The organism is Lichenicola sp. GTC18331 (assembly GCF_055386855.1).
This window is the reverse complement of sequence record NZ_AP045015.1, coordinates 1398260-1422948: the sequence shown is the minus strand read 5'-3', so window position 1 is coordinate 1422948 and position 24689 is coordinate 1398260. Positions and strand designations below refer to the sequence as shown.

The 24689-nt window shown below is 67.6% G+C and carries 26 protein-coding genes; 17 read left to right on the top strand and 9 right to left on the bottom strand.

Going from position 1 to position 24689, the window contains the following annotated elements; all coding sequences use genetic code 11:
- Positions 1 to 41 precede the first annotated feature (41 nt).
- Positions 42 to 752, bottom strand: a complete 711-nt coding sequence (locus ACZ5BM_RS06590; protein WP_498910787.1) for a response regulator transcription factor — start codon at positions 750 to 752, stop codon at positions 42 to 44.
- 183 nt (positions 753 to 935) lie between these two features.
- Between ACZ5BM_RS06590 and ACZ5BM_RS06585 the strand changes: the two genes are divergently transcribed.
- From ACZ5BM_RS06585 to ACZ5BM_RS06535, 11 genes are all read left to right on the top strand, one after another.
- Complete coding sequence (locus ACZ5BM_RS06585) at positions 936 to 1457, top strand: hypothetical protein (protein WP_498910785.1); 522 nt, start codon at positions 936 to 938, stop codon at positions 1455 to 1457.
- Positions 1458 to 1460: 3 nt separating this feature from the next.
- On the top strand, positions 1461 to 1907 hold the full coding sequence (locus ACZ5BM_RS06580) for a DUF421 domain-containing protein (RefSeq protein ID WP_498910783.1): 447 nt from the start codon (positions 1461 to 1463) through the stop codon (positions 1905 to 1907).
- 119 nt (positions 1908 to 2026) lie between these two features.
- A complete protein-coding gene (locus ACZ5BM_RS06575; protein WP_498910781.1) occupies positions 2027 to 2482 on the top strand; it encodes a hypothetical protein in 456 nt (151 codons plus the stop codon).
- Between the two features lie 182 nt (positions 2483 to 2664).
- The gene (locus ACZ5BM_RS06570; RefSeq protein WP_498910779.1) at positions 2665 to 3297 is read left to right on the top strand and encodes a nucleotide exchange factor GrpE; all 633 of its coding nucleotides are present in this window, start codon (positions 2665 to 2667) and stop codon (positions 3295 to 3297) included.
- A 168-nt stretch (positions 3298 to 3465) separates the two neighbouring features.
- A complete protein-coding gene (dnaK, locus tag ACZ5BM_RS06565; RefSeq protein WP_498910777.1) occupies positions 3466 to 5394 on the top strand; it encodes an Hsp70 family protein in 1929 nt (642 codons plus the stop codon).
- Between the two features lie 113 nt (positions 5395 to 5507).
- On the top strand, positions 5508 to 6641 hold the full coding sequence (dnaJ, locus tag ACZ5BM_RS06560; protein ID WP_498910775.1) for a molecular chaperone DnaJ: 1134 nt from the start codon (positions 5508 to 5510) through the stop codon (positions 6639 to 6641).
- A 2-nt stretch (positions 6642 to 6643) separates the two neighbouring features.
- The gene (dapB, locus tag ACZ5BM_RS06555) at positions 6644 to 7387 is read left to right on the top strand and encodes a 4-hydroxy-tetrahydrodipicolinate reductase (RefSeq protein ID WP_498910773.1); all 744 of its coding nucleotides are present in this window, start codon (positions 6644 to 6646) and stop codon (positions 7385 to 7387) included.
- A 273-nt stretch (positions 7388 to 7660) separates the two neighbouring features.
- Entirely contained in the window at positions 7661 to 8848 is a 1188-nt protein-coding gene (gene metK / locus ACZ5BM_RS06550; protein WP_498910771.1) for a methionine adenosyltransferase, read from the top strand.
- Positions 8849 to 8866: 18 nt separating this feature from the next.
- The gene (trmB, locus tag ACZ5BM_RS06545; protein ID WP_498910770.1) at positions 8867 to 9553 is read left to right on the top strand and encodes a tRNA (guanine(46)-N(7))-methyltransferase TrmB; all 687 of its coding nucleotides are present in this window, start codon (positions 8867 to 8869) and stop codon (positions 9551 to 9553) included.
- Between the two features lie 61 nt (positions 9554 to 9614).
- The gene (locus ACZ5BM_RS06540; RefSeq protein WP_498910768.1) at positions 9615 to 9929 is read left to right on the top strand and encodes a hypothetical protein; all 315 of its coding nucleotides are present in this window, start codon (positions 9615 to 9617) and stop codon (positions 9927 to 9929) included.
- Between the two features lie 46 nt (positions 9930 to 9975).
- On the top strand, positions 9976 to 11001 hold the full coding sequence (locus ACZ5BM_RS06535; protein WP_498910766.1) for a LacI family DNA-binding transcriptional regulator: 1026 nt from the start codon (positions 9976 to 9978) through the stop codon (positions 10999 to 11001).
- 59 nt (positions 11002 to 11060) lie between these two features.
- Here the strand turns inward: ACZ5BM_RS06535 and ACZ5BM_RS06530 are convergent, their stop codons facing one another.
- The 3 genes from ACZ5BM_RS06530 to ACZ5BM_RS06520 all read right to left on the bottom strand — a co-directional run bounded on the left by ACZ5BM_RS06530 (position 11061) and on the right by ACZ5BM_RS06520 (position 13646).
- A complete protein-coding gene (locus ACZ5BM_RS06530; RefSeq protein ID WP_498910764.1) occupies positions 11061 to 11294 on the bottom strand; it encodes a hypothetical protein in 234 nt (77 codons plus the stop codon).
- Between the two features lie 8 nt (positions 11295 to 11302).
- Positions 11303 to 11638: a hypothetical protein gene (locus ACZ5BM_RS06525; RefSeq protein ID WP_498910762.1), complete on the bottom strand. Its 336-nt coding sequence runs from the start codon at positions 11636 to 11638 to the stop codon at positions 11303 to 11305.
- A 112-nt stretch (positions 11639 to 11750) separates the two neighbouring features.
- Positions 11751 to 13646, bottom strand: coding sequence for an AI-2E family transporter (locus ACZ5BM_RS06520; protein WP_498910760.1), 1896 nt, complete (start codon positions 13644 to 13646; stop codon positions 11751 to 11753).
- Positions 13647 to 13778: 132 nt separating this feature from the next.
- Between ACZ5BM_RS06520 and ACZ5BM_RS06515 the strand changes: the two genes are divergently transcribed.
- The 6 genes from ACZ5BM_RS06515 (at position 13779) to ACZ5BM_RS06490 (ending at position 19748) form a co-directional block, all read left to right on the top strand.
- Positions 13779 to 14540, top strand: a complete 762-nt coding sequence (locus ACZ5BM_RS06515) for an AIM24 family protein (protein ID WP_498910758.1) — start codon at positions 13779 to 13781, stop codon at positions 14538 to 14540.
- A complete protein-coding gene (locus tag ACZ5BM_RS06510; protein WP_498910756.1) occupies positions 14537 to 15037 on the top strand; it encodes a GNAT family N-acetyltransferase in 501 nt (166 codons plus the stop codon). The genes ACZ5BM_RS06515 and ACZ5BM_RS06510 overlap by 4 nt, the downstream gene beginning before the upstream one ends.
- An 82-nt stretch (positions 15038 to 15119) precedes the next feature.
- Positions 15120 to 16103 (top strand): DMT family transporter, encoded by a 984-nt coding sequence (locus ACZ5BM_RS06505; protein ID WP_498911529.1) that lies wholly within the window; start codon positions 15120 to 15122, stop codon positions 16101 to 16103.
- Complete coding sequence (locus ACZ5BM_RS06500) at positions 16100 to 16744, top strand: DUF2459 domain-containing protein (RefSeq protein WP_498910754.1); 645 nt, start codon at positions 16100 to 16102, stop codon at positions 16742 to 16744. The genes ACZ5BM_RS06505 and ACZ5BM_RS06500 overlap by 4 nt, the downstream gene beginning before the upstream one ends.
- 174 nt (positions 16745 to 16918) lie before the next feature.
- Positions 16919 to 17263 (top strand): SDR family NAD(P)-dependent oxidoreductase, encoded by a 345-nt coding sequence (locus ACZ5BM_RS06495; protein WP_498910752.1) that lies wholly within the window; start codon positions 16919 to 16921, stop codon positions 17261 to 17263.
- Positions 17264 to 19175: 1912 nt separating this feature from the next.
- The gene (locus ACZ5BM_RS06490; protein WP_498911527.1) at positions 19176 to 19748 is read left to right on the top strand and encodes an SDR family oxidoreductase; all 573 of its coding nucleotides are present in this window, start codon (positions 19176 to 19178) and stop codon (positions 19746 to 19748) included.
- Here ACZ5BM_RS06490 and ACZ5BM_RS06485 read toward each other — a convergent pair.
- The 5 genes from ACZ5BM_RS06485 to pip all read right to left on the bottom strand — a co-directional run bounded on the left by ACZ5BM_RS06485 (position 19734) and on the right by pip (position 24405).
- Positions 19734 to 20780 (bottom strand): diguanylate cyclase domain-containing protein, encoded by a 1047-nt coding sequence (locus tag ACZ5BM_RS06485; RefSeq protein WP_498910750.1) that lies wholly within the window; start codon positions 20778 to 20780, stop codon positions 19734 to 19736. The genes ACZ5BM_RS06490 and ACZ5BM_RS06485 overlap by 15 nt on opposite strands.
- Before the next feature lie 160 nt (positions 20781 to 20940).
- Positions 20941 to 22095 carry an MFS transporter gene (locus tag ACZ5BM_RS06480; RefSeq protein WP_498910748.1) on the bottom strand — a complete coding sequence of 385 codons (1155 nt, stop codon included), beginning with the start codon at positions 22093 to 22095 and terminating at the stop codon, positions 20941 to 20943.
- 4 nt (positions 22096 to 22099) lie between these two features.
- On the bottom strand, positions 22100 to 22270 hold the full coding sequence (locus ACZ5BM_RS06475) for a hypothetical protein (RefSeq protein ID WP_498910746.1): 171 nt from the start codon (positions 22268 to 22270) through the stop codon (positions 22100 to 22102).
- Between the two features lie 5 nt (positions 22271 to 22275).
- Positions 22276 to 23295: an aspartyl protease family protein gene (locus ACZ5BM_RS06470; protein WP_498910744.1), complete on the bottom strand. Its 1020-nt coding sequence runs from the start codon at positions 23293 to 23295 to the stop codon at positions 22276 to 22278.
- 147 nt (positions 23296 to 23442) lie between these two features.
- Positions 23443 to 24405, bottom strand: coding sequence for an alpha/beta hydrolase family protein (gene pip, locus ACZ5BM_RS06465; RefSeq protein WP_498910742.1), 963 nt, complete (start codon positions 24403 to 24405; stop codon positions 23443 to 23445).
- Positions 24406 to 24689 lie beyond the last annotated feature (284 nt).

Genomic DNA, 24689 nt, shown 5'->3' with positions numbered 1-24689 from the left:
AAGGCGCCGGTCTGGAACCCGCTCACGCCCCGGCCCCGCCGTCACTCCTCCTTGTAGCGGTAGCCGATGCCGTAGAGCGTCTCGATATGGTTGAAGCCGTCATCGATCTGCCGGAACTTCTTGCGCAGGCGCTTGATGTGGCTGTCGATGGTGCGGTCGTCGACGTAGATGTTCTCGCCATAGGCCGCGTCGATCAGCTGATCGCGCGACTTCACCAGACCGGGACGCGCCGCCAGCGCCTTCACCAGCAGGAACTCCGTCACGGTGAGCTGGATGTCCGTCCCGCGCCACAGGCACTGGTGCCGCGTCTCGTCCAGGCTCAGCTCGCCGCGCACCATCACCCCCGCCGGCGTCGCCCCGGCCGCCTCGGCACGGATCGCCTCGCCACGGCGCAGAAGCGCGCGGATGCGCTCCAGCAGCAGGCGCTGCGAGAACGGCTTGGTGATGTAGTCATCGGCGCCCAGGCGCAGACCCATCAGCTGGTCCACCTCCTCGTCCTTGGAGGTGAGGAAGATCACCGGAAGCTGCGAGCGCGCGCGCAGGCGCTGCAACAGCTCCATGCCGTCCATGCGCGGCATCTTCACGTCCAGAACCGCCAGATCCACCGGGCGGGTCGTCAGACCCTGCAGGGCGCTTTCCCCGTCCGTGTAGGTGCGCACGACGAAACCCTCCGCCTCCAGGGTCATGGAGACCGAGGTCAGGATGTTTCGGTCGTCGTCCACCAGGGCGATCGTATGCTTGGTCGGCTCCATCCGGCCCTCCTGCTTGCCGCGAACTGTTGCCTCAAACCGGCTCTGGAACCAAATCCCGGCCCGCACAGCCCTGCCCTGCGTCCGCGCGGCGGCAGGGAAGGGCGGCCCCGCCCGCGCCGGATGCCGGCACCCGGAACTCTCTTCCGGGCGGATCATTAAGCCCCCCGCCACACGGAGCGCGCCGTGAAGATCATCCACGACGATCCCGCCATGCCCGACGAGATCGCGGCCGGTTTCTATCCCCGCTTCGAACACGGATGGCGCATCACCGAGGTGATCGGCCGCATCGTCATGGCCGTCTTTGTGCTCGGGTGCCTGGCCGGCCTGCTCGGCTCCGGCCCGCTGAACAGGCGCTCCGCCACCAACGAGGATTCCTCGCTCACCGCGCATTACGACGCGGTGGTCCGCTCCGGCGCGCCCACCGTGGTCAGTCTCGACACGCGCGTGCCGCCGGGCGGCAGCGAGGTCGCCGTCACCGTGTCGCGCGATCTGGTCGACGATCTGGTGCTAAGCGGAATCACCCCGAACCCGCGCCTCTGGCAGGTCGGCAACAACAGCATCCGCATCACCTTTCCCGTGGTGGCCGGCGAGAAGCGCGCCTTCATCCGCCTGTCCGGCTCCCCGGACTTCATCGGGCGACGGCACTTCACCATCCGCCTCGACGGCGGGGAAACCTTGTCCTGGTCGCAGATCGGGGTGCCGTAGACCATGCAGATCGTCATCAAGGCCGCCCTGGCCTATCTGATCGTGCTGCTGGTGATCCGCATCATCGGCAGGCGCACCGCCAGCCAGCAGGCGCCGATGGACATGGTGGTGCTGTTCCTGTTCGGCGGCATGACGGTCAGCGCGGTGCTGGGCGAGGACCACAGCTTCTTCAGCGCCATGAGCGCCCTGTTCACGGTCGGGCTGCTGCATGTCTGCGTCTCCTGGCTCAAGCTGCGCTTCGTCTGGCTCGAGCGCGTGCTCGACGGAACGCCGATCGTCGTGTTCCGCGACGGCGTCTGGGACGAGGGCGCCATGCGCCGCCTGCGACTGCAACAGGCCGACCTCCGCACGGCGGCGCGGCAGCAGGGCCTGGACGATCTCGCCGACATCGCGGTGGCGATCGTCGAACGCGACGGAACCCTGTCCGTCATAGAGAAGAGAAAGTCGTAATGACGAAAACCATAATACAGAAATTATCACTATTTTAAAACCCTGGATTTGTTCTGAAACCGGTTCCGCCCAAATCGGTTCCTCCGCCGCCCTAACGGCATCAATGAAGGAACAAGACCATGAAAGAAGCGATCGAAATCGTCGGCACCGTCGAGGACATCTTCGCCCACAGTGTCACGCTGAAGACGGAAACGGGCAAGACGCTGGTCGATTTCGGACCCGGAGCCGATCTGGCGGAAATCAAGCCCGGCCAGGAGATCGGCGTCCGGGGCGAACAAAAGCCCGGCGAACTCAAGGTGCGTGAGATCCGCACCGGATCGGGCGCGTGGGCATCGGTCTCCGCCGAAGAAAAGCACCCGAAACAGGACGGCAAGGACAAGACGACCGGCAAGAGCGACGCGGGAGCCCCCGACGATGCGCGCGTCACCGCCCTGCTGGACGAGGCCGGCTATACCGATCACGCCGAGCGGTCCCGCAAGCCGAAGCATGTGGAGGTGACGGCGTCCAAGGACGGCAAGCGCCACATGGTGCATGTCCATGCCGACGGCGTGAAGAAGGTCGAACCGGTCAACTGATCCCTCACTCCGCTCCTGCGGTGACAAGCCGGTCCCGGCGTCGTTCCAGACGCCGGGGCCGCTCGGCGCATGTCCGGTCTCCCGAAGAAACGACGCCGCGTTGACGACTTGTTCATCCGGGCGTGGTCTCCTACTTCACCCGCATGGACGACACCCCCTCCCACCCTTCGACTGGCGAGACCATGACCGACGTGCACGAGCCCACGCCCGTTCAGACAACCGACACCGTGCCCCCGGGTGCGGCGGAGGCGCATGAGCCCACCACCGAAGGGCTGATGCAGGAAGCCGGCGAGCGCATCCGGACGCTGGAAGCCCAGCTGGAAGAGATGCGCGAGAAGTGGATGCGCGCCGAGGCGGAGAACCAGAACGTCCGCACGCGCGCCAAGCGCGACGTGGACGACGCACGCCAGTACGCCGTCACCAAGTTCGCCAAGGACGTGGTGGAAGCGGCCGAGAACCTCCGTCGCGGCCTGTCCTCCCTGCCGGCCGACATGGGCGACAACCCGGTGCTGACCAAGCTGCGCGAGGGCTTCGAGGGCGTGGAGCGCTCGTTCCTGGGCATCCTGGAGCGCAACGGCATCGCCGGCACCGACCCCACCGGTGCGCCGTTCGACGCCAACCTGCACCAGGCCATGGCCGAGCAGCCCTCCGCCGACCACCCGCCCGGCACGGTGATGCAGAGCTGGACCTCGGCCTGGACCCTGAACGGCCGTCTGCTGAAGCCGGCCATGGTGGTGGTGGCCAAGGCGCCGGAAGGCGCACCGCCGGCGCCGTCCGCCGAGTCCGAGCCGGTCTCGATCGACCGCACGGCCTGAACCACCGGCTTCGGACCGTCTTTATCGTTCGGACCCGCCCTTCCGCCCTTGTCTGACGGGTTGGGTCTGAATACATCCGTTCCCGCGTCCGGATCACAGATCCGGGCTTCCCCAAGGGCTGGGGTCGGTGCTTCGGGCCGGCAACAGCCGCTGATCAGGAGAGTTTGAATGAGCAAGGTTATCGGCATCGACCTCGGCACGACCAACTCGTGCGTCTCGATCCGCGAAGGTGACGAGAACCGCGTCATCGAGAACAGCGAAGGCGCCCGCACCACCCCGTCCATGGTGGCCTTCACCGAGAGCGGCGAGCGTCTGGTCGGCCAGAGCGCCAAGCGCCAGGCCGTCACCAACCCCGCCAACACCCTCTACGCCGTGAAGCGCCTCATCGGCCGCCGCTTCGACGATCCGACCGTCGAGAAGGATCGGGCCCTGGTGCCGTACGCGATCGTCAAGGGCGAGAACGGCGATGCCTGGGTCGAGGCGCGCGGCGAGAAATACGCCCCCTCGCAGATCGCCGCCTTCGTGCTCGGCAAGATGAAGGAAACCGCCGAGACCTATCTCGGCGAGACCGTGTCGCAGGCCGTGATCACCGTTCCGGCCTACTTCAACGACGCCCAGCGTCAGGCCACCAAGGATGCCGGCCGCATCGCCGGCCTTGAGGTGCTGCGCATCATCAACGAGCCGACCGCGGCGGCGCTCGCCTACGGCATGGAGAAGAAGAACGGCGGCACCGTCGCCGTCTACGACCTCGGCGGCGGCACGTTTGACGTGTCCGTGCTCGAGATCTCCGATGGCGTGATCGAGGTGAAGTCCACCAACGGCGACACCTTCCTCGGCGGTGAGGATTTCGACGCCCGCGTGATCGCCTACCTCGCGGACGAGTTCAAGCGCGAACAGGGCATCGACCTGCGCCAGGACAAGCTGGCCCTCCAGCGCCTGAAGGAAGCGGCCGAGAAGGCGAAGATCGAGCTTTCCTCCTCCAAGGAAACCGAGATCAACCTGCCCTTCATCACCGCCGACGCCACCGGCCCGAAGCACCTCGTGCTGAAGCTGAGCCGCGCCAAGCTGGAAAGCCTGGTCGACGACCTGATCCAGCGGACCCTCGGCCCGTGTAAGGCGGCGATGAAGGACGCGTCCGTCACCGCAGGCGAGATCGACGAGGTGATCCTGGTCGGCGGCATGACCCGCATGCCCAAGGTCATCGAGGTCGTGAAGCAGTTCTTCGGCAAGGAGCCGGCCCGCAACGTCAACCCGGACGAGGTCGTGGCCATCGGCGCCGCCGTGCAGGGCGCGGTGCTGAAGGGCGACGTGAAGGACGTCCTGCTGCTCGACGTGACCCCGCTCTCGCTGGGCATCGAGACGCTGGGCGGCGTGTTCACCCGCCTGATCGACCGCAACACCACGATCCCGACCAAGAAGAGCCAGACCTTCTCCACCGCGGACGACAACCAGTCCGCCGTGACCATCAAGGTCTCTCAGGGCGAGCGCGAGATGGCGGCGGACAACAAGCCGCTCGGCCAGTTCGACCTGATGGGCATTCCGCCGGCCCCGCGCGGCGTGCCGCAGATCGAGGTCACGTTCGACATCGACGCCAACGGCATCGTGTCCGTGTCCGCCAAGGACAAGGCCACGAACAAGGAGCAGCAGATCCGCATCCAGGCCTCCGGTGGCCTGTCCGATGCCGATATCGAGCGCATGGTGAAGGAAGCCGAGGCGAACGCCGAAGCCGACAAGGCCAAGCGCGCCGGCGTCGAGGCCCGCAACCAGGCTGAAAGCCTGGTGCATCAGACCGAGAAGACCCTGGCCGACAATGACGGAAAGGTTCCGGCCGCCGAGAAGACCGAGGCCGAGTCGGCCATCGCCGCGGTGAAGTCGGCGCTGGAAGGCACCGACCTGGACGCGGTGAAGTCGGCCACCGAGCGTCTGGCGCAGGTGTCGATGAAGATCGGCGAGGCGATGTACAAGGCCGGTGCGGAAGCGCCGAGCGCCGAGCAGGCTCCGGGTGCCGGTGCCGCCCAGGGTGGCGGTGCGGCCGGCGGCGAGCGCGTCGTCGATGCCGATTTCGAGGATATCGACGACAAGAAGAAGTCGGCCTGATATCGCGTCTCCGGGGAGCGCGGCGTGCAAGCGCCCGCTCCCCCTTTTTCTTGTGTGTTCATGACGGGATCGCGCGCCCATGAATGGGGCGCGATTTCGCCGATGAGGGTTCGATGGCCAAGCAGGACTACTACGCGACCCTGGAGGTCGCCCGGGATGCCTCTGCGGACGACCTGAAGAAGGCGTATCGCAAGCTTGCCATGAAGTTCCACCCGGACCGTAATCCGGGCGACAAGAGCGCAGAAGCGCGCTTCAAGGAAATCAGCGAAGCCTACGACATCCTCAAGGATGATCAGAAGCGCGCCGCCTATGACCGCTACGGCCATGCCGCCTTCGAAGGCGGCGGTCCGGGCGCCGGCGGCTTCGGCGGCTTCGAGGGCGGCCTCGGCGACATCTTCGACCAGATGTTCGGCGACATGATGGGCGGCCGTCGCGGCGGCGGCGGGCGCGCTCGCACCGGCAACGACATCCGCGCCCAGGTCGAGATCAGCCTCACCGAGGCGTTTTCCGGCATCAAGGTGCCGCTCAAGGTGCCCAGCCGCGTGTCCTGCGACAGCTGCGGCGGCACCGGCTCCGAGGACAAGAGCCGCGGCGCGGAGACCTGCCCGACCTGTCACGGCGCCGGCAAGGTGCGCGCGCAGCAGGGCTTCTTCCTGGTCGAGCGCGGCTGCCCCACCTGCGGCGGCGCCGGGCGCGTGGTGCGCAACCCGTGCAAGGTCTGTCGCGGCGCCGGAACGGTGGAGAAGGAGCGCTCGCTCTCGGTGGACATCCCCGCCGGCATCGAGGACGGCACCCGTCTGCGCGTTGCGGGAGAAGGCGAGGCGGGCCCGCAGGGCGCGCCGAACGGCGATCTCTATCTGCATGTCGGCGTGAAGCCGCACGAGATCTTCCAGCGCGACGGCTCCACCGTGGTGGTGCGCCTGCCGCTCGACATGGTCACCGCCACCCTGGGCGGCCATGTGGAAGTCCCGGTGGTGGACGGAACGCGCGCGCGCCTGTCCGTCCCGGCCGGCTCGCAGACCGGCGATCAGCACAGGCTGCGCGGCAAGGGCTTCTCCGTGCTACGCTCCGCCGCGCGCGGCGACATGTATGTGGTGTTCGCGGTGGAAACCCCGCGTCATCTCACCAAGCGCCAGCGCGAGCTGCTCGAGGAGTTCCGCGGCGAGACCGGCGAGAACGACAAGAGCCATCCCGAAACCGAAGGCTTCTTCGGCAAGGTGCGCGACTTCTTCGAAGGCCGCGCCTGACCATGGCCGATCTCCCGCGCATCGGCATCGCCGGCCTGTCCGGACGGGTCGGCAACCTGCTGCGCGAGGAGATCGAGTTCACCGCCCTGCCGTTCGCGGGCGGGATCGGTCGTGACGGCGATCTGGCCGAACTCGCCGCACGCTGCGACGTGGTGATCGATTTCACCCACGCCGACACCGCCCCGCGTCACGCCGCCGTTCTGGCCGAGGCGGGCGTCAACTGGGTGCTCGGCACCACCGGCCTGTCCGACACCGCGCAGAAGGCGGTGGAAGATGCCGCATCCCGCATCGTCGTCGTGCAGGCCTCGAATTTTTCCCCGGGCGTGGTGCTGATGACCGCGCTCGCCCGACGCGCGGCCGCGTCGCTGCCCGCCGACCAGTACGACGCCGAGATCCTGGAAACCCATCACCGCCAGAAGGTCGATGCCCCCTCCGGCACCGCCCTGTCGCTCGGACGCGCCGTCGCGGATGCGCGCGGACAGTATTTCGACGTCATACGCGACAGCGGCCGCGACGGTCATACCGGTGCCCGACGCCCCGGCGCGATCGGCTTCGCCGCCCTGCGTTCCGGCCAGATCGTCGGCGAACACACGCTGTCCTTCACATCGGACGCGGAACAGCTCTCGATCGAGCATCGCGCCTTCGACCGTCGCGTCTTCGCCACCGGCGCGTTGCGCGCCGCCCGCTGGGCGTATCGCCACGCACCGGGTTTGTTCGGCATGGAAAACGTACTCGATCTCGTGTGACCGCAAAATTTCAAGAATCCTGCCGCTCCGACAGGATCAATCCAAAGCCCTGATTCCAGGCCCCGTTTTCTGTCCATCACGGCATCGTTGCGCGTGAAATCCCTGTTTCACCGCCTCGCGCGCGCCGGTTGCATCGCCGCTACCCGCACGCCATCCTTGACCCCCCCCTCCGTTTCCGTCACACCCCCCAACCTTCGGCAGCCGCTCACGGGGAGCGGCGGCCTCTATGGGCGCGTCCGACCCCTTGCTCGGCGCCACATCGGGGATAATGTCATGCGCAACAAGGGCGACTTTCTGTTCACCTCGGAATCCGTTTCCGAAGGTCATCCGGACAAGGTTGCCGACCGTATCAGCGATACGGTGCTCGATTGCTTCCTGCGGGCCGACCCGGAAGCGCGCGTCGCCTGCGAAACGCTGGTGACCACCAATCGCATCGTGCTGGCCGGCGAAGTGCGCGGTCCGTCCTCCGTGAACCGGGACCTGCTCGAGAACGCCACGCGCGAAGCGGTGCGCGACATCGGCTACGACCAGTCCGGCTTCTCCTGGAAGGACGCCGAATTCCAGTACTACCTCCATGCGCAGTCCGCCGACATCGCCGTCGGCGTCGATAGCGCGGGCGAGAAGGACGAGGGTGCCGGCGACCAGGGCATCATGTTCGGCTTCGCCACCACCGAAACCGAAAGCCTGATGCCGGCGCCGATCTCGTATTCGCACGAGATCCTTCGCAGCATGGCCGCCTATCGCAAGAGCGGACACGCGCTCGGCCAGGGCCTGCAGCCCGACGCCAAGAGCCAGGTCACGCTGCGCTATGTCGACGGCAAGCCGGTGGGCGCCACCTCGGTCGTGATCTCCACCCAGCACGACGAGGGCAAGAACCAGAACGAGATCCGCGAGGCGCTGCGCCACGTGGTCGCCGAGGTGCTGCCGGAAGGCTGGACCGTGCCGGAAGACCAGTTCTACGTGAACCCGACCGGCATCTTCGTGATTGGCGGCCCTGACGGCGATTGCGGCCTCACCGGCCGCAAGATCATCGTCGACACCTACGGCGGTGCGGCCCCGCATGGCGGCGGCGCGTTCTCCGGCAAGGACCCCACCAAGGTAGACCGTTCGGCCGCCTATGTGTGCCGCTACCTCGCCAAGAACGTGGTCGCCGCCGGTCTCGCCGATCGCTGCACCCTGCAGCTCTCCTACGCCATCGGCGTGGCGCACCCGCTGTCGCTCTATGTCGATCTCGACGGCACCGGCAAGGATGTCGACGAGGCGCGTCTCGAGCGCGTGCTGCGCGAGGCGGTCGACCTCACCCCGCGCGGCATCCGCCGCCACCTTCGCATGAACCGTCCGATCTACGCCCAGACCGCGGCGTACGGCCATTTCGGCCGCACCCCGGACGCGGCGCAGGACGACTTCACCTGGGAGCGCACCGACCTCGTCGACACGCTCCGTCAGGCGTTCAACCGCTAAGCGGACACGGAAGCCTTCATGGTCAAGCCGCCGCCCGACCGGCTCTACGGACGGCAGCGCTCCCATCCGCTGCGTCCGCGCCAGCAGCTTCTGCTGGACGCGACGCTGCCCAGGCTGCGCTTTTCCGGCCCCGACGCTCCGGCGTCGGCGTTCGGGATCGCGCCCGCCGAACTCTGGCTCGAGGTCGGGTTCGGCGGCGGCGAGCACGCGCTCGCCCAGGCCGAAACCCATCCCGGCATCGCGCTGATCGCCTGCGAGGTGTTCGAGAACGGGCTCTGCTCGCTGCTCGGCCGTCTGGTGCCCGAAGGCGGTGAGGACAGCGCGCCGCTGCCCGCCAATCTGCGTTTGTGGGACGACGACGCCCGCACCCTGTTGCGGCAGATGCCGGATCGCTGCCTGGACCGGCTGTTCCTTCTGTTCCCCGATCCCTGGCCCAAGGCGCGTCACGCCAAGCGCCGCTTCGTGCATCCCGAGACCATCCCGCTGCTGGCCCGCGTGCTCAAGCCCGGCGCCATCTGGCGCGTCGCCAGCGACGATCCGACCTATCAGAACTGGGTGCGCGAGGTGATGGCGGCGCAGACCCTGTTCGAGACCCCGGAACCCGCCACGGAGCGCCCGGAAGGCTGGCCGCCGACACGCTACGAGGCCAAGGCCCTGCGCGCGGGGCGTCAGCCGCTCTACTGGTCCTTCGTCCGGCGCGGCTGAGCCGCGCGGCAACCGTTCCCGCCATCGGGCGATGGAGCTTCCATCCGAAGGAGCCCCGCCCATGCTGACCAGAACCGCCCTCTACGAAGGCTCGATCGAAGCGGGCGGGGAAGACGCCTTCTTCGCCGATGTCGAGAAACGCCTCGTTCCCATCTGGAAGCAGTTCCCCAACGTGCTGGACGTGCGCGTGCAGCGGGTGCGCTCCTCTGATCCCGGCGCGCTGCCGATCGTCATGATCCTGGAGATGGATTTCGCCGACCGCGCCGCGCTGGACGAGTCGCTCGCCTCCGACATCAAGACACGCGCCCACGCCCTCACGCTCGAGGTGCTCAAGCCCTTCACCGGCCGCTTCTTCCATCTGATCGCCGAGGCCTGAACCCCGTGCTTTGATCTGGCGGGCGGTCGGGGCTACCACCGCTGCCATGTCCGACCATGCGCCGCCGAAACGCTTCGTGTCTTCCGTCGCGGTGGCGCGTCTCGCCGGCGTGTCGCAATCGGCGGTGTCGCGTACCTTTTCCGAGAACGGCAGCGTGTCGGCCCGCACACGCGAGAAGGTGCTGCAGGCGGCGGCAGCCCTCGACTACCGTCCCAACCACATCCCCCGCATCATGCTCACCGGCCGCTCCCGCCTGATCGGCATCGTGGTGGGCGGGCTCGACAACCCCTACTACGCCGCCGTGCTTGACCGCTTCGCACTCGCCCTGCGCGAGAACGGACAGCAGGTGGTGCTGGTGCGGATCGACACCGGCCTGGCGCTGGACGGCGCGCTCCAGCGCCTGTCCGCCTATCGCGTCGACGCTGTGCTGACCGCGATCCCGGTCCGCACGGAGCAGGCCGCGCAGGCCTTGTCCGCGCTGCGCATTCCGGTGATCTGCTTCAACGCCGACCCCACCGCGGAGAACGTCTTCTCCATCCGCTCCGGCAATCGCGCCGCGGGGGCGCAGGCCGCCGAAACATTGTTCGCACGCGGCGCGCGCCGCTTCGCCTTCGTGGGCGCACCTGCGGTGCACGCCGCCTCGCAGCAGCGCGGCGGCGGCTTCCGCGACGCCCTGGCGCGTCTGGGCGCGGCTCCGCCGGTCGAACGCACCGGCGCGGACGATTACCGCTCCGGCTTCGCCATCGGCGCCGAGCTGTTCGCCGGAAACGCGCCGCTCCCGGACGGGGTGTTCTGTTCCAACGACCTGATGGCGTGCGGCGTCATCGACGCGCTGCGCGAGCGCGGCCTTGCCGTGCCCGGACAGGTGCGGCTGATCGGCTACGACAACATCCCGCAGGCCGAATGGCGCGGCTACGACCTCAGCAGCTTCGACCAGCAGCCCGATCGGATGATCGAGGCCGCGCTGGAGATGCTGGCGCTGGTTCTGGGGGGAGGGGAGCCGGCGGAGCGGAGCCGGACGATCCCAGCGCGGCTGGTGGAACGCGGCAGCAGCGCGGCGGGGAAAGGATAGAAACGGAAGCGGTTCGAGCCGCTTCCGTCGGTCCGCCCCGCGAACGGGGCGTCCGGTCTTCAGGCGACGCTGGTCGCCTCGGCCTGCTGCACGGCCACTTCCTCGCCGACCTTCACCCAAAGCGCAGCGGCTTCGAGATTGTCCTCGGCGCGGAGTTCGGCCGCACGCTTCAGGGCCCAGGCGCGGGCGTTGCGTCCATGCTTGTTGATCATCAGGCGCGCGGCCTGGCGGTAGCTCATACGCGGCTTCACGACGGCGGGGCGCACGGCCTCCGCGGTCTGCGTGGTCATCATCGCTGCCATTATTCCTTGTCCGCGTCCTCGTCGTCTTCTTCGTCGTCCTCGTCCTCGTCGGTCTCGATCAGGAACACCGCGAACTCGTCACGGTCGTCCTCGCTGATCTCGCCATCGGCGGACGCTTCCGCGAAACCCTGCTCGTAATGCTGGGCTTCGGTCTCGTTGGCTTCGCGCACCGTCAGCTCGGCCTCGCCGTCCCACACCGGCTCGCCGTCGCGCTCGAATTCCTGCAGGGCCTCGGTGACGTTGCCCGTCGCCGCTTCTTCCTGGGCCAGCGCAAGCGTTTCTTCCGGGAACACCAGGATCGGCTCCCCGGCAATCTCGATCACAAACAAGGGCATCGCTTACGACCTTCCAGTCCCTTTCCGCTCGTGGGGAGCGGTTCTCGTGCGCCGTCCTTATCAGGGAACCGGACCCGGAAAAAGCGACAGATTCAGGGGACAGGTCGCACGTTTACGCGGGAACCGTCACTTCGGGGCCACGCCGCGGCGCCGGAATGCTCTCCTCCGACAGCAAACGGACCATCGCCCGGCTGCCCGCCACCAGACGATCCGCCGAAACGGTTCCGCGCGGCCCGTCCCCGCCCGAACGTTCATCCGTGCGCTCACCTGGGCGCTCGTCCGGCCAGAACCCCAGGATCACCGGCGCGTCCGGCGCCGCCCGACGCAACGCGCGCAATGCCGCCCGCGCCGGCGCCAGACGCGCGACGGTGCCGGCCGAACACAGACATATCACCGTGCCGGGCGGCGTTTCGGCGGTCCCGACCGCGGCAGCGCCGGGCAGAACGCGCGCCGCGATCCCGTGCCGTTCCAGCACGATCGCCATCATCCGCGTCGCGCTCCGGTCCAGCGCGAAGGCCCCGGCCACGCACAGAACCGGCACCCCCGGCGCCCCCATGTGCGGCAGACCGTCCTCCTCCGCGTCGCGATGCTCTTCCAGCCCGTCCAGAACCTCGTCCAGGGCGCCCTCCATCGCCTGCAGGCGCGACTCGGACAGAACGCCGCGCTCCGCATCCAGCGCCGCCAAACGCAGCGCCTCGATCGCCACCTCGTCGAACAAGGCGGCCAGACTCCGGTCGCGCAAAAGCGCCTCGCACTGGTTCTCGATCTCGTCCAGATCGCCGGCCAGAAGCCGCTGATACAGGCTTTCCACCGGCGACAAAGGCGGCTGGTCGCCCAGCAGCACGTCGAGAAACCGCAGCGGCTCGACATGCCGACCCAGCACCACCGCGCACACGGTCAGCGGCGTGCTCAGGATCAATCCCAGCGGCCCCCACAGGAACGCCCAGAACGCCGCCGCCAGAACCACGGACAAGGGCGACAGGCCGGTGCTGTGTCCGACCAGCATCGGCTCGGCGAACTGCCCCAGCAGCTGGTCCACCAGAACGAACAGCCCCAGAACCAGCGCCGCATGGCCCCAGCCGGGAAACGACGCCGCCGCCAGCAGAACCACGGGGGCGGCGGAAAACACCAGCCCCACATACGGCACGTAGCGCAGAAGCGCGGCCAGAATGCCCCACAGCACCGGGCTCTGCACGCCGAGCGCGAACAGGCCGCCCGAGATCAGCGCGCCGAACACCGTGTTGATGGCGAGCTGCGTCAGGAAATACCGGCTCAAACGCGCCCCGGCATCGTCCAGCGCCAGCGTCGTGCGATGCAGGTCGCGCGTCCCGAACAGGCGGATCAGACGGTCGCGCAGATCCTCCCGCTGCAACAGCACGAAGATCGTCACCACGAACACCACCAGCGCCGTCATCAGCGGATGCGCAAGCTGCATCGCCAGCACGCGCAGGATCGTTTCCGGCGTTTCCGGCGGCTCCACCACGCGCACCGGCTGCACCGGCACGCCGCCCGGGGCGGGCGACGCGGTGCCGGACCCGGCCAGCAGACGGCCGAGCTGGTTCTGCACCGAATCCAGACCGGCCAGATGGTTGCCGCCGTTGAAGAGCTGCCGCAGCGCCGTCAGCTTGCGCTCGATGGTCGCGTGATCCCCGGCCAGCTGCTGCGTCAGCCCCATCAGCTGCCCGCCGATCAGCCAGAACAGCCCCGCCACCAGCCCGAGCGCCAGCACCACCGACAACAAAACGGACAGCACCCGCCCCAGACGCGCCCGGCGCAGCAGCACCACCAGCGGCTGCAACAGAAACGACAACAGAACCGACAGAACCACGGGGATCAGGATCGAGCGTCCGAAATACATCGCGGTGATCACCACCACCGCCACCTGCAGGCTCAGCAGCGCCTGCATCCCCGGCACGTCGCGCGGGATCACCGAACGGGTGCGGCGCGCGCCGCTCGCCGTCTGGCGCCGATCGTCGCCGGCGAGGCCGGAGGAGGCAACAACACGCATGACCCACCCACTCCGCGCCGGAAACGGTGTTCGTCCCCGTTTGTCCGAGTTGAACAGCGCCGCAACGATCCGGTTGCGTGCCCGACACGCTTCCCCGCAGGATCACACGTCGTCGTCACGAACGGGATCGCCATGCAGCACAGGATCGAAGGCCACTCCCTGCCGGTTCTCACCGTCTTCCTGGAGCCGAACGAGTCCGTGCTGGCGGAAACCGGTGAGCTGTCCTGGAAGAGCACCAACGTGTCGCTCTCCACCACGCTCGGCGGCGGACAGAACACAGGCTTCCTCGGCGCGGTGAAGCGCTCGATGGCCGGCGGCGGCCTGTTCATGACCGAATACACGGCGCAGGGCGGCCCAGGCTACGTCGCCTTCGCCGCCAAGGTGCCCGGCGCCATCGTCGAACACGTCGTCATGCCGGGACGCTCGGTGATGGTGCACAGGCACGGCTTCCTGTGCGGCCAGCAGGGCATCTCCGTCGGGCTCGGCTTCCAGCGTTCGCTCGGCGCCGGCATCTTCGGCGGCGACGGATTCCGGCTCCAGCAGGTGTCGGGGGAGGGAACCTTCTTCGCCCTGCTCGGCGGGCACGTGGTCAGCAACGTGCTGGCGCCCGGAGAACAGATCGATGTCCATCCCGGCCATGTCGGCATGTTCGAGGACAGCGTCGATTTCAGCATCGCCATGCTGCCCGGCATCCGCAACAAGCTGTTCGGCGGCGACGGCTTCTTCGTCGCGCGCCTCACCGGCCCCGGACGCGTCTGGCTGCAGACGCTGACCGTGCCCGGCCTCGCCCACGCGCTTGCCCCCTATCTGGGCGCCGAAACCACCACAGCCACCGCCGAAGGCGGCGTGCTCGGCGCCGCGGCCGCCGGGATCTTCCGCAAGATCATGCAGTGACCACGGCCGAGCCGCCCTGGCGCCTTCTGCGCCGGTCGCTCCTTCTCCCGCTGCCGGCCCCCGTTTGGCCGGACGGCGCTGCGCCACGCCCGTTCCACCCCGGCCGGGACGCACGCGCCATTCACGCCCTGCTGCAAGACGCCTATCGCGACGGCGGCGGCCGCGTCCCACCGTTCGACCCCTGGTGGGCCGCGGTCCGCACCGATGCCGAATTCGACCCTTCCCTGCTGGTCACCGTGGCCGATCCGTCCGGCCGGCTCGTCGCCGCCGCCCTGTGCTGGCGAAGCGCGTTCATCAAGGATCTGGCGGTCGCGGCGCCCTCTCGCCGTCGCGGTGTCGGCGAAGCCCTGCTGCTGCACCTGTTCGCCATCTTCGCGAACCGTGGCGCCTCTCGGATCGACCTCAAGGTCGAACTGTCCAACCCGTCCGGGGCGGAACGGCTTTATCGCCGCCTTGGCTTCCGCCCCGTCGAACCGGATCGCGCCGCTCTGCCATGATCCCGCCCGGCGATGCGCCGGACACCGGATCGCCTATGCTGCGGCCATCTCCGTTTCCGCCAGCCGAGTTCGTTCCGCCCGCATGCACGCCCCCGATCTCGCCACTCGCCCGCGCACCGATCTCCGCCCCGATCTCCGCTTGGGCCTGCTCTGCGGCATCGGCGCCGGCGCGCTCTGGGGATTCGTGTTCCTGGCGCCCCGGCTGACGCCGGATTTCACCCCGCTGCAACTCGCGGTCGGCCGTTACGCCGCCTACGGACTCCTGTCCGCGCTGCTGCTCGGCCGACGCATCCCCATTTTGCTGCGCTCCCTGCCGAAGCGCGTCCTGTTTCAGCTTCCCGTGCTCGGCCTGCTCGGCAACACGCTCTACTACGCGCTGCTCTCGCTCGGCGTGCGCGGTGCCGGCGTGTCCACCACCGCCCTGGTGATCGGCTTTCTTCCCGTGCTGGTCTCGCTCTCCGGCCGCAACGATCACGGCGCCGCCGGGCTCCGGCGCATGGCGCCCTCCTTGCTGTTCTGCATCGCCGGCGCGTTCTGCGTCGGCGCAGGCGTGTTCGGCGCCCAGCCCAATGGCCCCGATGGACGCCTGCTCGGCGTGCTCGCCGCGATCGGCGCGCTGCTGTCCTGGACCGCCTTCGCGATCGGCAATGCCCGCGCCCTGCGCCATCTGCCCGGCGTGTCGGCGCAGGACTGGAACCTGCTCACCGGCCTGTTCACCGGCGCGCAGGCGCTGCTGCTCCTGCCGCTCGCCTTCCGCCCCGCCGCCCTGCCGCATGGCGCAGGCTCGTCCGGCTGGGCCGGCTTCGTTCTCCTGTCCGTCTTCGTCGCCGTGTCCGCCTCCATCGGCGGCAACGCGCTCTGGAACAGGATGAGCCGCCTTCTGCCGATGACCATGGCCGGACAGATGATCCTGTTCGAAACCCTGTTCGCGCTGATCTATGGCTGCCTGTGGAACACGCGCTGGCCCTATCCGAGCGAGATCGGCGCGCTGGTCTGCATCGTGTGCGGCGTGCTGCTGGCGATCGGCGCACACCGCCCCGCCCGAACCGGCCCGGACGACGCGTGAAACGACGCGCCGCCGTCGCGCTCCTGCTGCTCCTGCTCGCGTCCGGCTGCACACCAACGCCCCTGCCGCGCTGCGACCCGGCAGCGGACGACCACGCCGACCTGTTCGTCATCGATCACGGCTGGCACACCGATCTCGCGATTTCCGCCGACGCGCTTCAGGGGCGGCTCGCCACGTTCCGCACGATGTTTCCCGGCCTGCGCGTGCTTCAGATCGGCTTCGGCCGGCGCACCTTCATGACCGCGCCCGTCACAGGCCTGTCCGATCTGCTGATCGGCCCGTTCCCGGGCGACGGCACCCTCCTGGTCGCAGGTCTCACCGCGCCCCCCGATCGCGCCTACGCGGACGGACACATGGCCCGCTTCCATATCGACCCCGCTGCCGCAAGGAAACTCTCCGATTTCGTCTGGAACACCTTCCGCCTCGACGACGCAGGCCGCCCGGTCCGCATCGCCGACGGCTTCTTTCCCGGCAGCCGCTTCTACGCCACCCGGACCGGCTATTCCGGCCTTTACACCTGCAACAGCTGGACCGAGGACGCGCTGCACCAGGCCGGTATCGCCCCCGCCGCACGGCTCACGATCCTGTCGTCGCAGGTGATGGCGCATCTCCGCCCCGTCTGCGATATCGCCGCACGCTGACCGGTATGATCGAGGGCGTTGCTGCAAGAAGCCGTCTTCTTTTTCTGAAGAAAAAGAAGCAAAAAGACTTCTGCCCGTTGAAGACCGAGGTGTCGGCTGGCCCATCACCAAACGGACAGAAGTTCTTTGGTTCTTTCTTTCAAGAAAGAACACCCCTCCCGCCCAAAGGACATCATGCAAAGACTGCACAGCAAACTCTGCGTCGTGACCGGCGCGGCACGCGGCATCGGGCGCGCCATCGCCGCACGCTTCCACGTCGAAGGCGCCACCGTCATCGCCACCGCCACCGATCTCGACGAGGCGGCCGGCACGAGCGCCGTCACGGAGATCGGCTGCCGCTTTCACCCGCTCGACGTCAGACAGCAAGTAAGCGTTTGGCAGCTGCACGCTGACACGGGCATCGCGATCTGTTTTTCGGATGACTTACGGTCGGAAGCCCTGGGTTGGCACGAACCGAGTTCTGGCGCGGTCATGTCGACGCCGCCAAAATCCAGACCGAGGTCGGCCGTCTACGGCTGATCATCCTACAGTTCGAGCGTACGCGTTTCGGACGTAGCGCCGAACGTTTCGATCCCGACCAGATGGCGTGTAAGCGTCTGGCCATCGCACGTTTACGTCAGCAGCCAGATAGGTGCCGCGATGATCAAGACAGTCAGTGCGCTGATGTGAGGCAAAGATAGCTTTCTAATAAGGTGGCAGACTCGGGCATGGACCTACTAGACCGAAGCTGGGCGGCGAGGTGCAGATGACCTCCAGGTCCATATCTCCAGTCACGATCATGTAGTGCTTGGCGCTCGGGAACACGCTTTCTACCCACCTGCCTCCGCTGACCTGTCGTACGAACGCTCCGTTCACTACCTCATGCAAAACCGTCTGCTGACATGCCGTTTTCACGAGGTTTGACTTCCAGCAGGACGACGGATGGTAGCTCCTCTGTAGCTCGAAATGAAATTGGTTGCTTGAACTCAGCTCGAACAAGTTGGTCGCTGTCTGGAGTAGAATAATACGCATAGAGATTGCCGTATGTTTCCATAAGCCCTCTCCACCCGCAATCAGCCTGACGAATCGGGTATGGCACTTCGAGATGTGTGGAACTCGGTAGATGGAGTCTCCTGATTGCTAGGTTTCAGGTGTCACTCCAATGAGGCTGGATTAGAATAGTAAGTCACACAATATCGATGCTTGATAGAAAACAGATTTCATCGAACTCAGTTGCAGCTCATCCGGCCTAACCATAGCACAAGATCATCGAGGCATCTTTTCCTGATAGCCATCTACTATGAGAGCAAGGCTGTGACGAAGCTACGCAAATGGATCAACGCCATCGAGCTTGGCAGTCTCGACCAGCGAGGCGACGATCGCCAGGCGGTTAGCCCCGCCCTCGCTGCCTGCGAACAGAAAGTTCTCGATGGCGTTCGGCCTCGAGGAACGGAGGGCGACATCGCCCGCGCCCAGGTATGGTGGAGGGGTAACAGCATCATCGGCTCGACGGGCTGATATCATACACATGACCAATCAGAGTCGGTCCTGATTGATGATATCATTGAACAGTGTAGCTATGCCACTCTATAGCAAGCATGACGAACTCATGCTCATTGTTGTCAGCCCTCAAAAGTGATTTGCCCCAGCGAAGGGTAGACATGATCGGGGTGTACCATCCTGCTGCCTGATAGGCAGCAGCTTTCCACGGGTTCTCGGGAAGACGGCCGATGGCAGATCAGGAATCCGGCAGCACAATGAGCGGTCAAGGCTCCTCCCAGATTGCATCAACTTGTGGATCTGGCCGCTGCTTAAGGCCCGGACCCGGTGGTGTCACGTCTACCTGGACTTGGAAAAAGCGGCCGCTCCGCTCCTTCCACTCGAGCACGCACACGTAAATGTCTGCGGCACAGGCGTCGAGTTCCTGGTAGCCGCAGAACTTGTCGTCGAACTCGCAGAGGAGCGTTCCTCCCTGCGATTGCTGCTTACGGACATCAATGGGGATATTTCCCCTCGCCATTAGCGTCGATCGTACTCTCGAGTAAGGTTTGCCTACGAGATCGGAGTCAATCAGGTGAACGCTGGGCCCGTTGTGAGCGCCCTTTTCTGCCTGCGCGGCGTCAGCGGCCAGTATCATAGCAGCGGTAATGAGTAATATTCGCATCGAACGAACCAGTTGCAAATCAATGTTAGCTCTCGCCGTTCTTAGCCGTAAAGCAGACTGGCAGCTACTGACCATATCCGGCTATAGGAGCACTTCTCGGGGATAGCGGCTTCAGCCTCTGCAAGACGCCGACACCGGATGCGCGATAGGAAACAGCCGTTCGAGCGTGAGCTTGTTCCATGTCTGGCGGTAGACATTGACCATGGAGCCGTATAACTCCGGCCATCCTGTCAGCGTACCACGGCCCGACGCTTACGGCAGGAAAGCGACTGGTCCCGTCTCGCGGAGATCGCGCACGCCATCGATGTGATGGTCAACAATGCCGGCATCACCGGCTTCGAGAACGGCCCGGTGCCGCACGATCCAGAACAGGCGAGCCTCGCCGACTGGCGCGCCGTGTACGCGGTCAATCTGGACGGCATGTTCCTCGGCTGCCGCTACGCCATCGGCGCGATGAAACAGAAAAGACAAGGCTCCATCATCAACATCTCGTTGCGTTCCGGCATGGTCGGCATTCCCGCCGCCGCGGCCTACGCCTCGTCCAAGGCCGCGATCCGAAACCACAGCAAGAGCGTCGCCCTCTACTGCGCGCAGAACGGCTGGAGCATCCGCAGCAATTCGATCCATCCCGGCGCCATCCTCACGCCGATCTGGGAGCCGATGCTGGGGGAGAGGCCCGATCGCGACGAACGGATGCGGGCGCTGGTCGCCGACACCCCTCTGCGACGCTTCGGCCTGCCCGAAGAAGTCGCCGCCGTCGCGGCGATGCTCGCCTCCGACGAGGCGGCCTACATCACCCGCTCCGAGATCACCATCGACGGCGGCCTCCTGGCCGGCTCCGCCGCATCACCCGGACGCTGAGCGGACCGCATCGCTTTCGCGCGATCCGCCGGCCCGATCCCGCCCCGCCGGCGCGGCGGAAGCCGGGCGCGCACCCTTCGCCTGCACCCGCACCAGACCCGGCGCCAGCGCCCAATCGTTCTTGCCGCGCGACTTCACGGCATAGAGCGCCAGATCCGCCTGCTTCATCAGGCTGGCCAGATCGCCGCAGCCCGGCGCGGCCGAGGCTGCGCCGATGCTGACACGGATGCGGTGCTCGCGCCCCCGGTAGGTGATCGGCCGCGACAACGCCTTGAGCACCCGACGCGCCGCCTCCTCGGGCCCCTTCATGCCGCGCCCATCGATCAGAACCGCGAACTCGTCGCCGCCGATCCGCGCCGGCAGCTCATGCACCCGGCAGCAGCGACGCAGCCGCCGCCCCAGCGTATGGAGAACGTGGTCGCCCGCATCGTGGCCGCTTCCGTCGTTGATCGCCTTGAAATCGTCCACGTCGATCGCGAGCAGCGCGCAGCCCGCCCGCCCGGACGCGGTGCGCAACAGGCTGGCGGATTGCCGCCGCAACAGGCGCAGATTGGCAAGCCCGGTCAACGGATCGCAATCCGACGCCAGGCGCAGCTTCCGCTCGGCCTCCATCTGCCGCGTGATGTCGCGCGACACGCACAGAACCGCCAGAACCGTCCCGCCCGCATCGCGGATCGGCGTCAGCAGATTGTCCCAGTGCACCACCTTCTGCCCGGGAAGCTTGCTGCGGCCCGGAAACTTTGCCGGCTTTCCGCCAGCCGCCACGCGCAGGGCCCGCTCGGCCGTGGCCAACAACTCGGGCGGCAACAACCCCGGCCAGAACATGCCGAGCGGCCCCCGGTCGAGCGGCAAGCCGAAGGCCAGCCGGCCGGACCGGTTCAGCCGCAGCAACCGCCCGTCCAGCCCGATGATCGTGATGCAGTCGATGCTCGCATCCAGCATCAACTCCAGAAACACACGCTCCGTCTCCGGCGTCGGGTCCGTGTCGTGGAGATCGCACCCGTTCGGGCAGGGATGTCGGGGTGGGATCATGACACGCGAAACTCGGGCTGAAAAAACGCTTCCGCGCTCGGGGCGCGACCCTGGCAGGCGGCCATCACCGCCAGAGCCGACGTCGCCCCGTTCGTTCCTGAGCGCAGTGTAGTCCCAGCCACCGCAACGCGAAACGGTTTTCCATCGCCCGCCGCCGCGCCTACGCCTCGCGCCCGATCCCGGCCACCACCCCGGCCAGAAGCGGCACCGAACACAGCAACACCGCCAGCACGGCGAACGCCTCCGGCAGACCGATCGCATGCGCGATCCCACCCACCGCGGCCGGCCCCACCAGAACCCCCGCATAGCCGACGGAGGTCACCGCACTCACCGCCAACGGCACCGGCATCGCCCGCTGCGCACCCGCGCGTCGGAACAACACAGGCACCATGTTTGCCGCCCCCAACCCGATCAGAACGAACCCCGACAGCGCCAGCGGCGCCCAGGGTGACAGCAACAGCAAACCGAACCCGGCCAGGGACACGCAGCCGCCCCAGCGCAACAGCATCCGGTCGCCCCAGCGCGCCGCCAGACGATCGCCGGTCAGACGCCCCGCCGTCATCGCCACCGCGAACAAACCGTAGCCCACGCCGCCGAACCGCTCGCTCACCAGCCTCGCACCGGTCAGCAGCAGCGCGCCCCAGTCCAGCATCGCCCCTTCCACCAGAAAGGTTACGGCCGCCAGAAACGCCAGCAGCCACACTACGCCGCGCGGCATCACCAGAAGCGGCCCCGGCTCGGCATCGGCCTCCCCGCCCGGCCCGCGCAGAAGCCGCGGCAGCGACAACCCCATCGCGATCAGCATCGGCACCGAACACACCGACGCGCACAGCACCGGCGACAGCTTCAGTGCCAGCAGCGCCGTCATCGCCCCGGCGCCCACGAACCCGCCGATGCTGAACAGCGCATGGAACCCCGACATCAGCGGACGCCCGCTCAGACGCTCCACCTCCACCGCATGCACGTTCATCGACGCATCCAGCGCCCCCAGAGCCGCCCCGAACAGGAACAACGCCCCCGCCATCGACAGCGGCGTCCCCGCGAACGACAGCACCGGCAGAACCAGCGCCATGCCGATCCCGCCCGTCAGGATCGCGGGCCGCGCGCCGAACCGCGCGCACACGGCGCCGATCCCCAGCATCGCCACCACCGAGCCAATGCCCAGACACAGGAGCAGAAGCCCCAGCGCCCCGTCATCCACCCCCAGACGCTGACGCGCGAACGGCACCAGAGGCGCCCAGCACGCCAGCCCGAACCCCGCCACAAGGAACACGAGACGCGTGGCCAGCCCGGCCCGCGCCGTCAGCGCGTCCACCCCCTCAGCCCGGCGGGCGCGTGGTCGTCTGCACCGGCACGGCCTCGCCGCTCGGCATCACCACATAGGTCCGCCCCGGCGACGACCCGCCGCCACTCCCGAACGACGAGGAACACCCGCCCAACGACGCCGCTGCGACCAGACCGACAACACAAGCCAAAACACGCGCACGCATCGGCATCACCTCGAACCGTCTCGAACGATCCGCACGTTACCGCCCGCCGTCCCCGCTGGCGAACCCGGCCCACGCACGAACACCTGGCCGCTCGCATACGAGATCCACACATCCCGCCCGCTGAACCAGTCCGACCCCAGCAGAAGATCGAACCGCTCCGCGATCGGCGCCACCGTCAGAACCGGCCGCACGAACCGCTCCCGCCCCACCGCCAGGCTGGCGAAACGATGCCAGTGATACGTGCTCTCATGCCCGTCCACGCCGGCATTGATCCCGCCCGGATCGGCCGCCAGCACCTCCGCACTCACCCCCGCCTGCTCCGCCGCCCGCACCGACACGATCCGCGACCGCGCCCCGCTATCCAGCAGCGCCACCATCTCCCGCCCGTCCAGACGCACGCTCAGCACAGGCCGCCCGCCCTCCAGACGCATCGGCAGCGTGTCGAACGGCGCCGGCCAGTTCGGCGGCGGCGCACACACCACCGAGTCCGACCCGCGACGCCAGAACAGCAATCGCCCGCGCGGCAGGTCGAACTCCAGATCGAACCGCGACAGAAGATCCGCCCCGATCAGCCCCGCCACGGGCGGCGCGATCATGGGCATCGCCGGCAACGCCCCCACGGGCACGCTCCCGCCCGGCAGAACCAGCCCCTCCAGCCCGATCGGCGGCAGAAGCGCGTTCTGCACCACGCGCCCGGTGCCGCCGGTGCCCTGCAACTGCGTCCGGTGCGCCCGGTCCGGCCTCAGCCCCAGCGCGGACACCGCATGCGGCGTCAGCAACCCGGTCTCCGACCCCGTATCCACCAGGAAACTGACCGCACGCCCCGCCACATCCGCACTCAGCGTGATGAACCCGTCATCCGACCGCAGCTTCGCCATCCCCGCCAGCGTCCAGGCGCAAGACGCCCCCTCCGCCCGCGCCCCCGGCGATCCCATCAGCCCCAACGTCGCCAACGCCGCCGCCAGCCCCGCCGCAATCCCCCGCACCAACCGCCCGCGCAGCGCCCTCCCGGCGATCCCCCGCATCACCGCCCGTCTCCACCACGCCATCCGCCACCCGACACAAGCCCGCTCCCGCCGCCCGGCCACGCCCCGGCCAGCCCGCCCATCACCGCACACCAATGTCCGAACCACCGCCCCGCCGCCGCGACGCACGCCCCGCGCGCGATCCCCTCAACGCAGACGCTTCACGAACCCGTCCGTCGCCTCGATCAGCGCCGACGCGATCCCGGGCTCCGTCATCGCATGCCCGGCCGCCTCCACCACGCGGAATTCCGCCTCCGGCCACGCACGATGCAGCTCCCACGCCGTCCGCATCGGCGTCGCCACGTCGTAGCGCCCCTGCACGATCACACCGGGAATCTGCGCGATCCGCCGCGCATCCCGCAGCAACTGCCCATCCTCCAGCCACGCCCCATGCACGAAATAGTGGTTCTCGATCCGCGCGAACGCCAAGGCGAACGACGCATCCCCGAAATGCCCGCTCGCCGCCGGGTCCGGCAGCAGCGTCAGCGTCTCGCCTTCCCACAGGCTCCACGCCCGCGCCGCCACCGCCTGCGCTTGCGCGTCATCCCCGGTCAAACGCTTGCGATACGCGCCGATCATGTCGCCACGCTCCGCCTCCGGAATCGGCGCCACGAACCGCTCCCATTTCTCCGGAAACAGCCAGGACGCCCCCTCCTGGTAGTACCAAAGCAGCTCCGCCCGGCGCATCCCGAAAATCCCGCGCAGCACCAGCCCCGTCACGCGCTCCGGGTGACACTGCGCATAGGCGAGCGCCAGCGTGCTCCCCCACGACCCGCCGAACACCAGCCAGCGCTCGAACCCGTGCAGAACACGCAGCCGCTCGATATCCGCCACCAGATGCCAGGTCGTGTTGTTCTCCAGGGACGCATGCGGCACCGACCGCCCACACCCCCGCTGATCGAACAGGACGATGCAGTAGGCCGCCGGATCGAACATCCGCCTCTGCGCCGGCGTACACCCGCCCCCCGGCCCGCCATGCAGAACCACCACCGGAATTCCACGCGGATTGCCGCACATCTCCCAGTAGACCGAATGCCCCTCCCCAGTCTCAAGCATCCCCTGCCGAAACGGCGCCACAGGCGGGTAGGGGACTCGCAACGGCGTGGTCATGCTGGGTGTATCTCCGTTCTGCGGGGCTCTGCCCCGCACGCCCCGGAAAGGGGCTGGGCCCCTTTCATCCCCGGATGTTTAGGGGGAATGCACGTGGTTGGGGGAGTAGTCACGAGACGGGAATTCATAACGTAGGCGCTGACCAATGGACCAGGAGCGACCCGATCGGTTCGGCTACCATTGGGCAGATAGTGCCGGTGTGTAATCATCAGGACAATAACATGTGTGTCGATCAACCCGACAACCAGCGCGATATGCGTACAAAGCTTGCGCGGTATGACAAT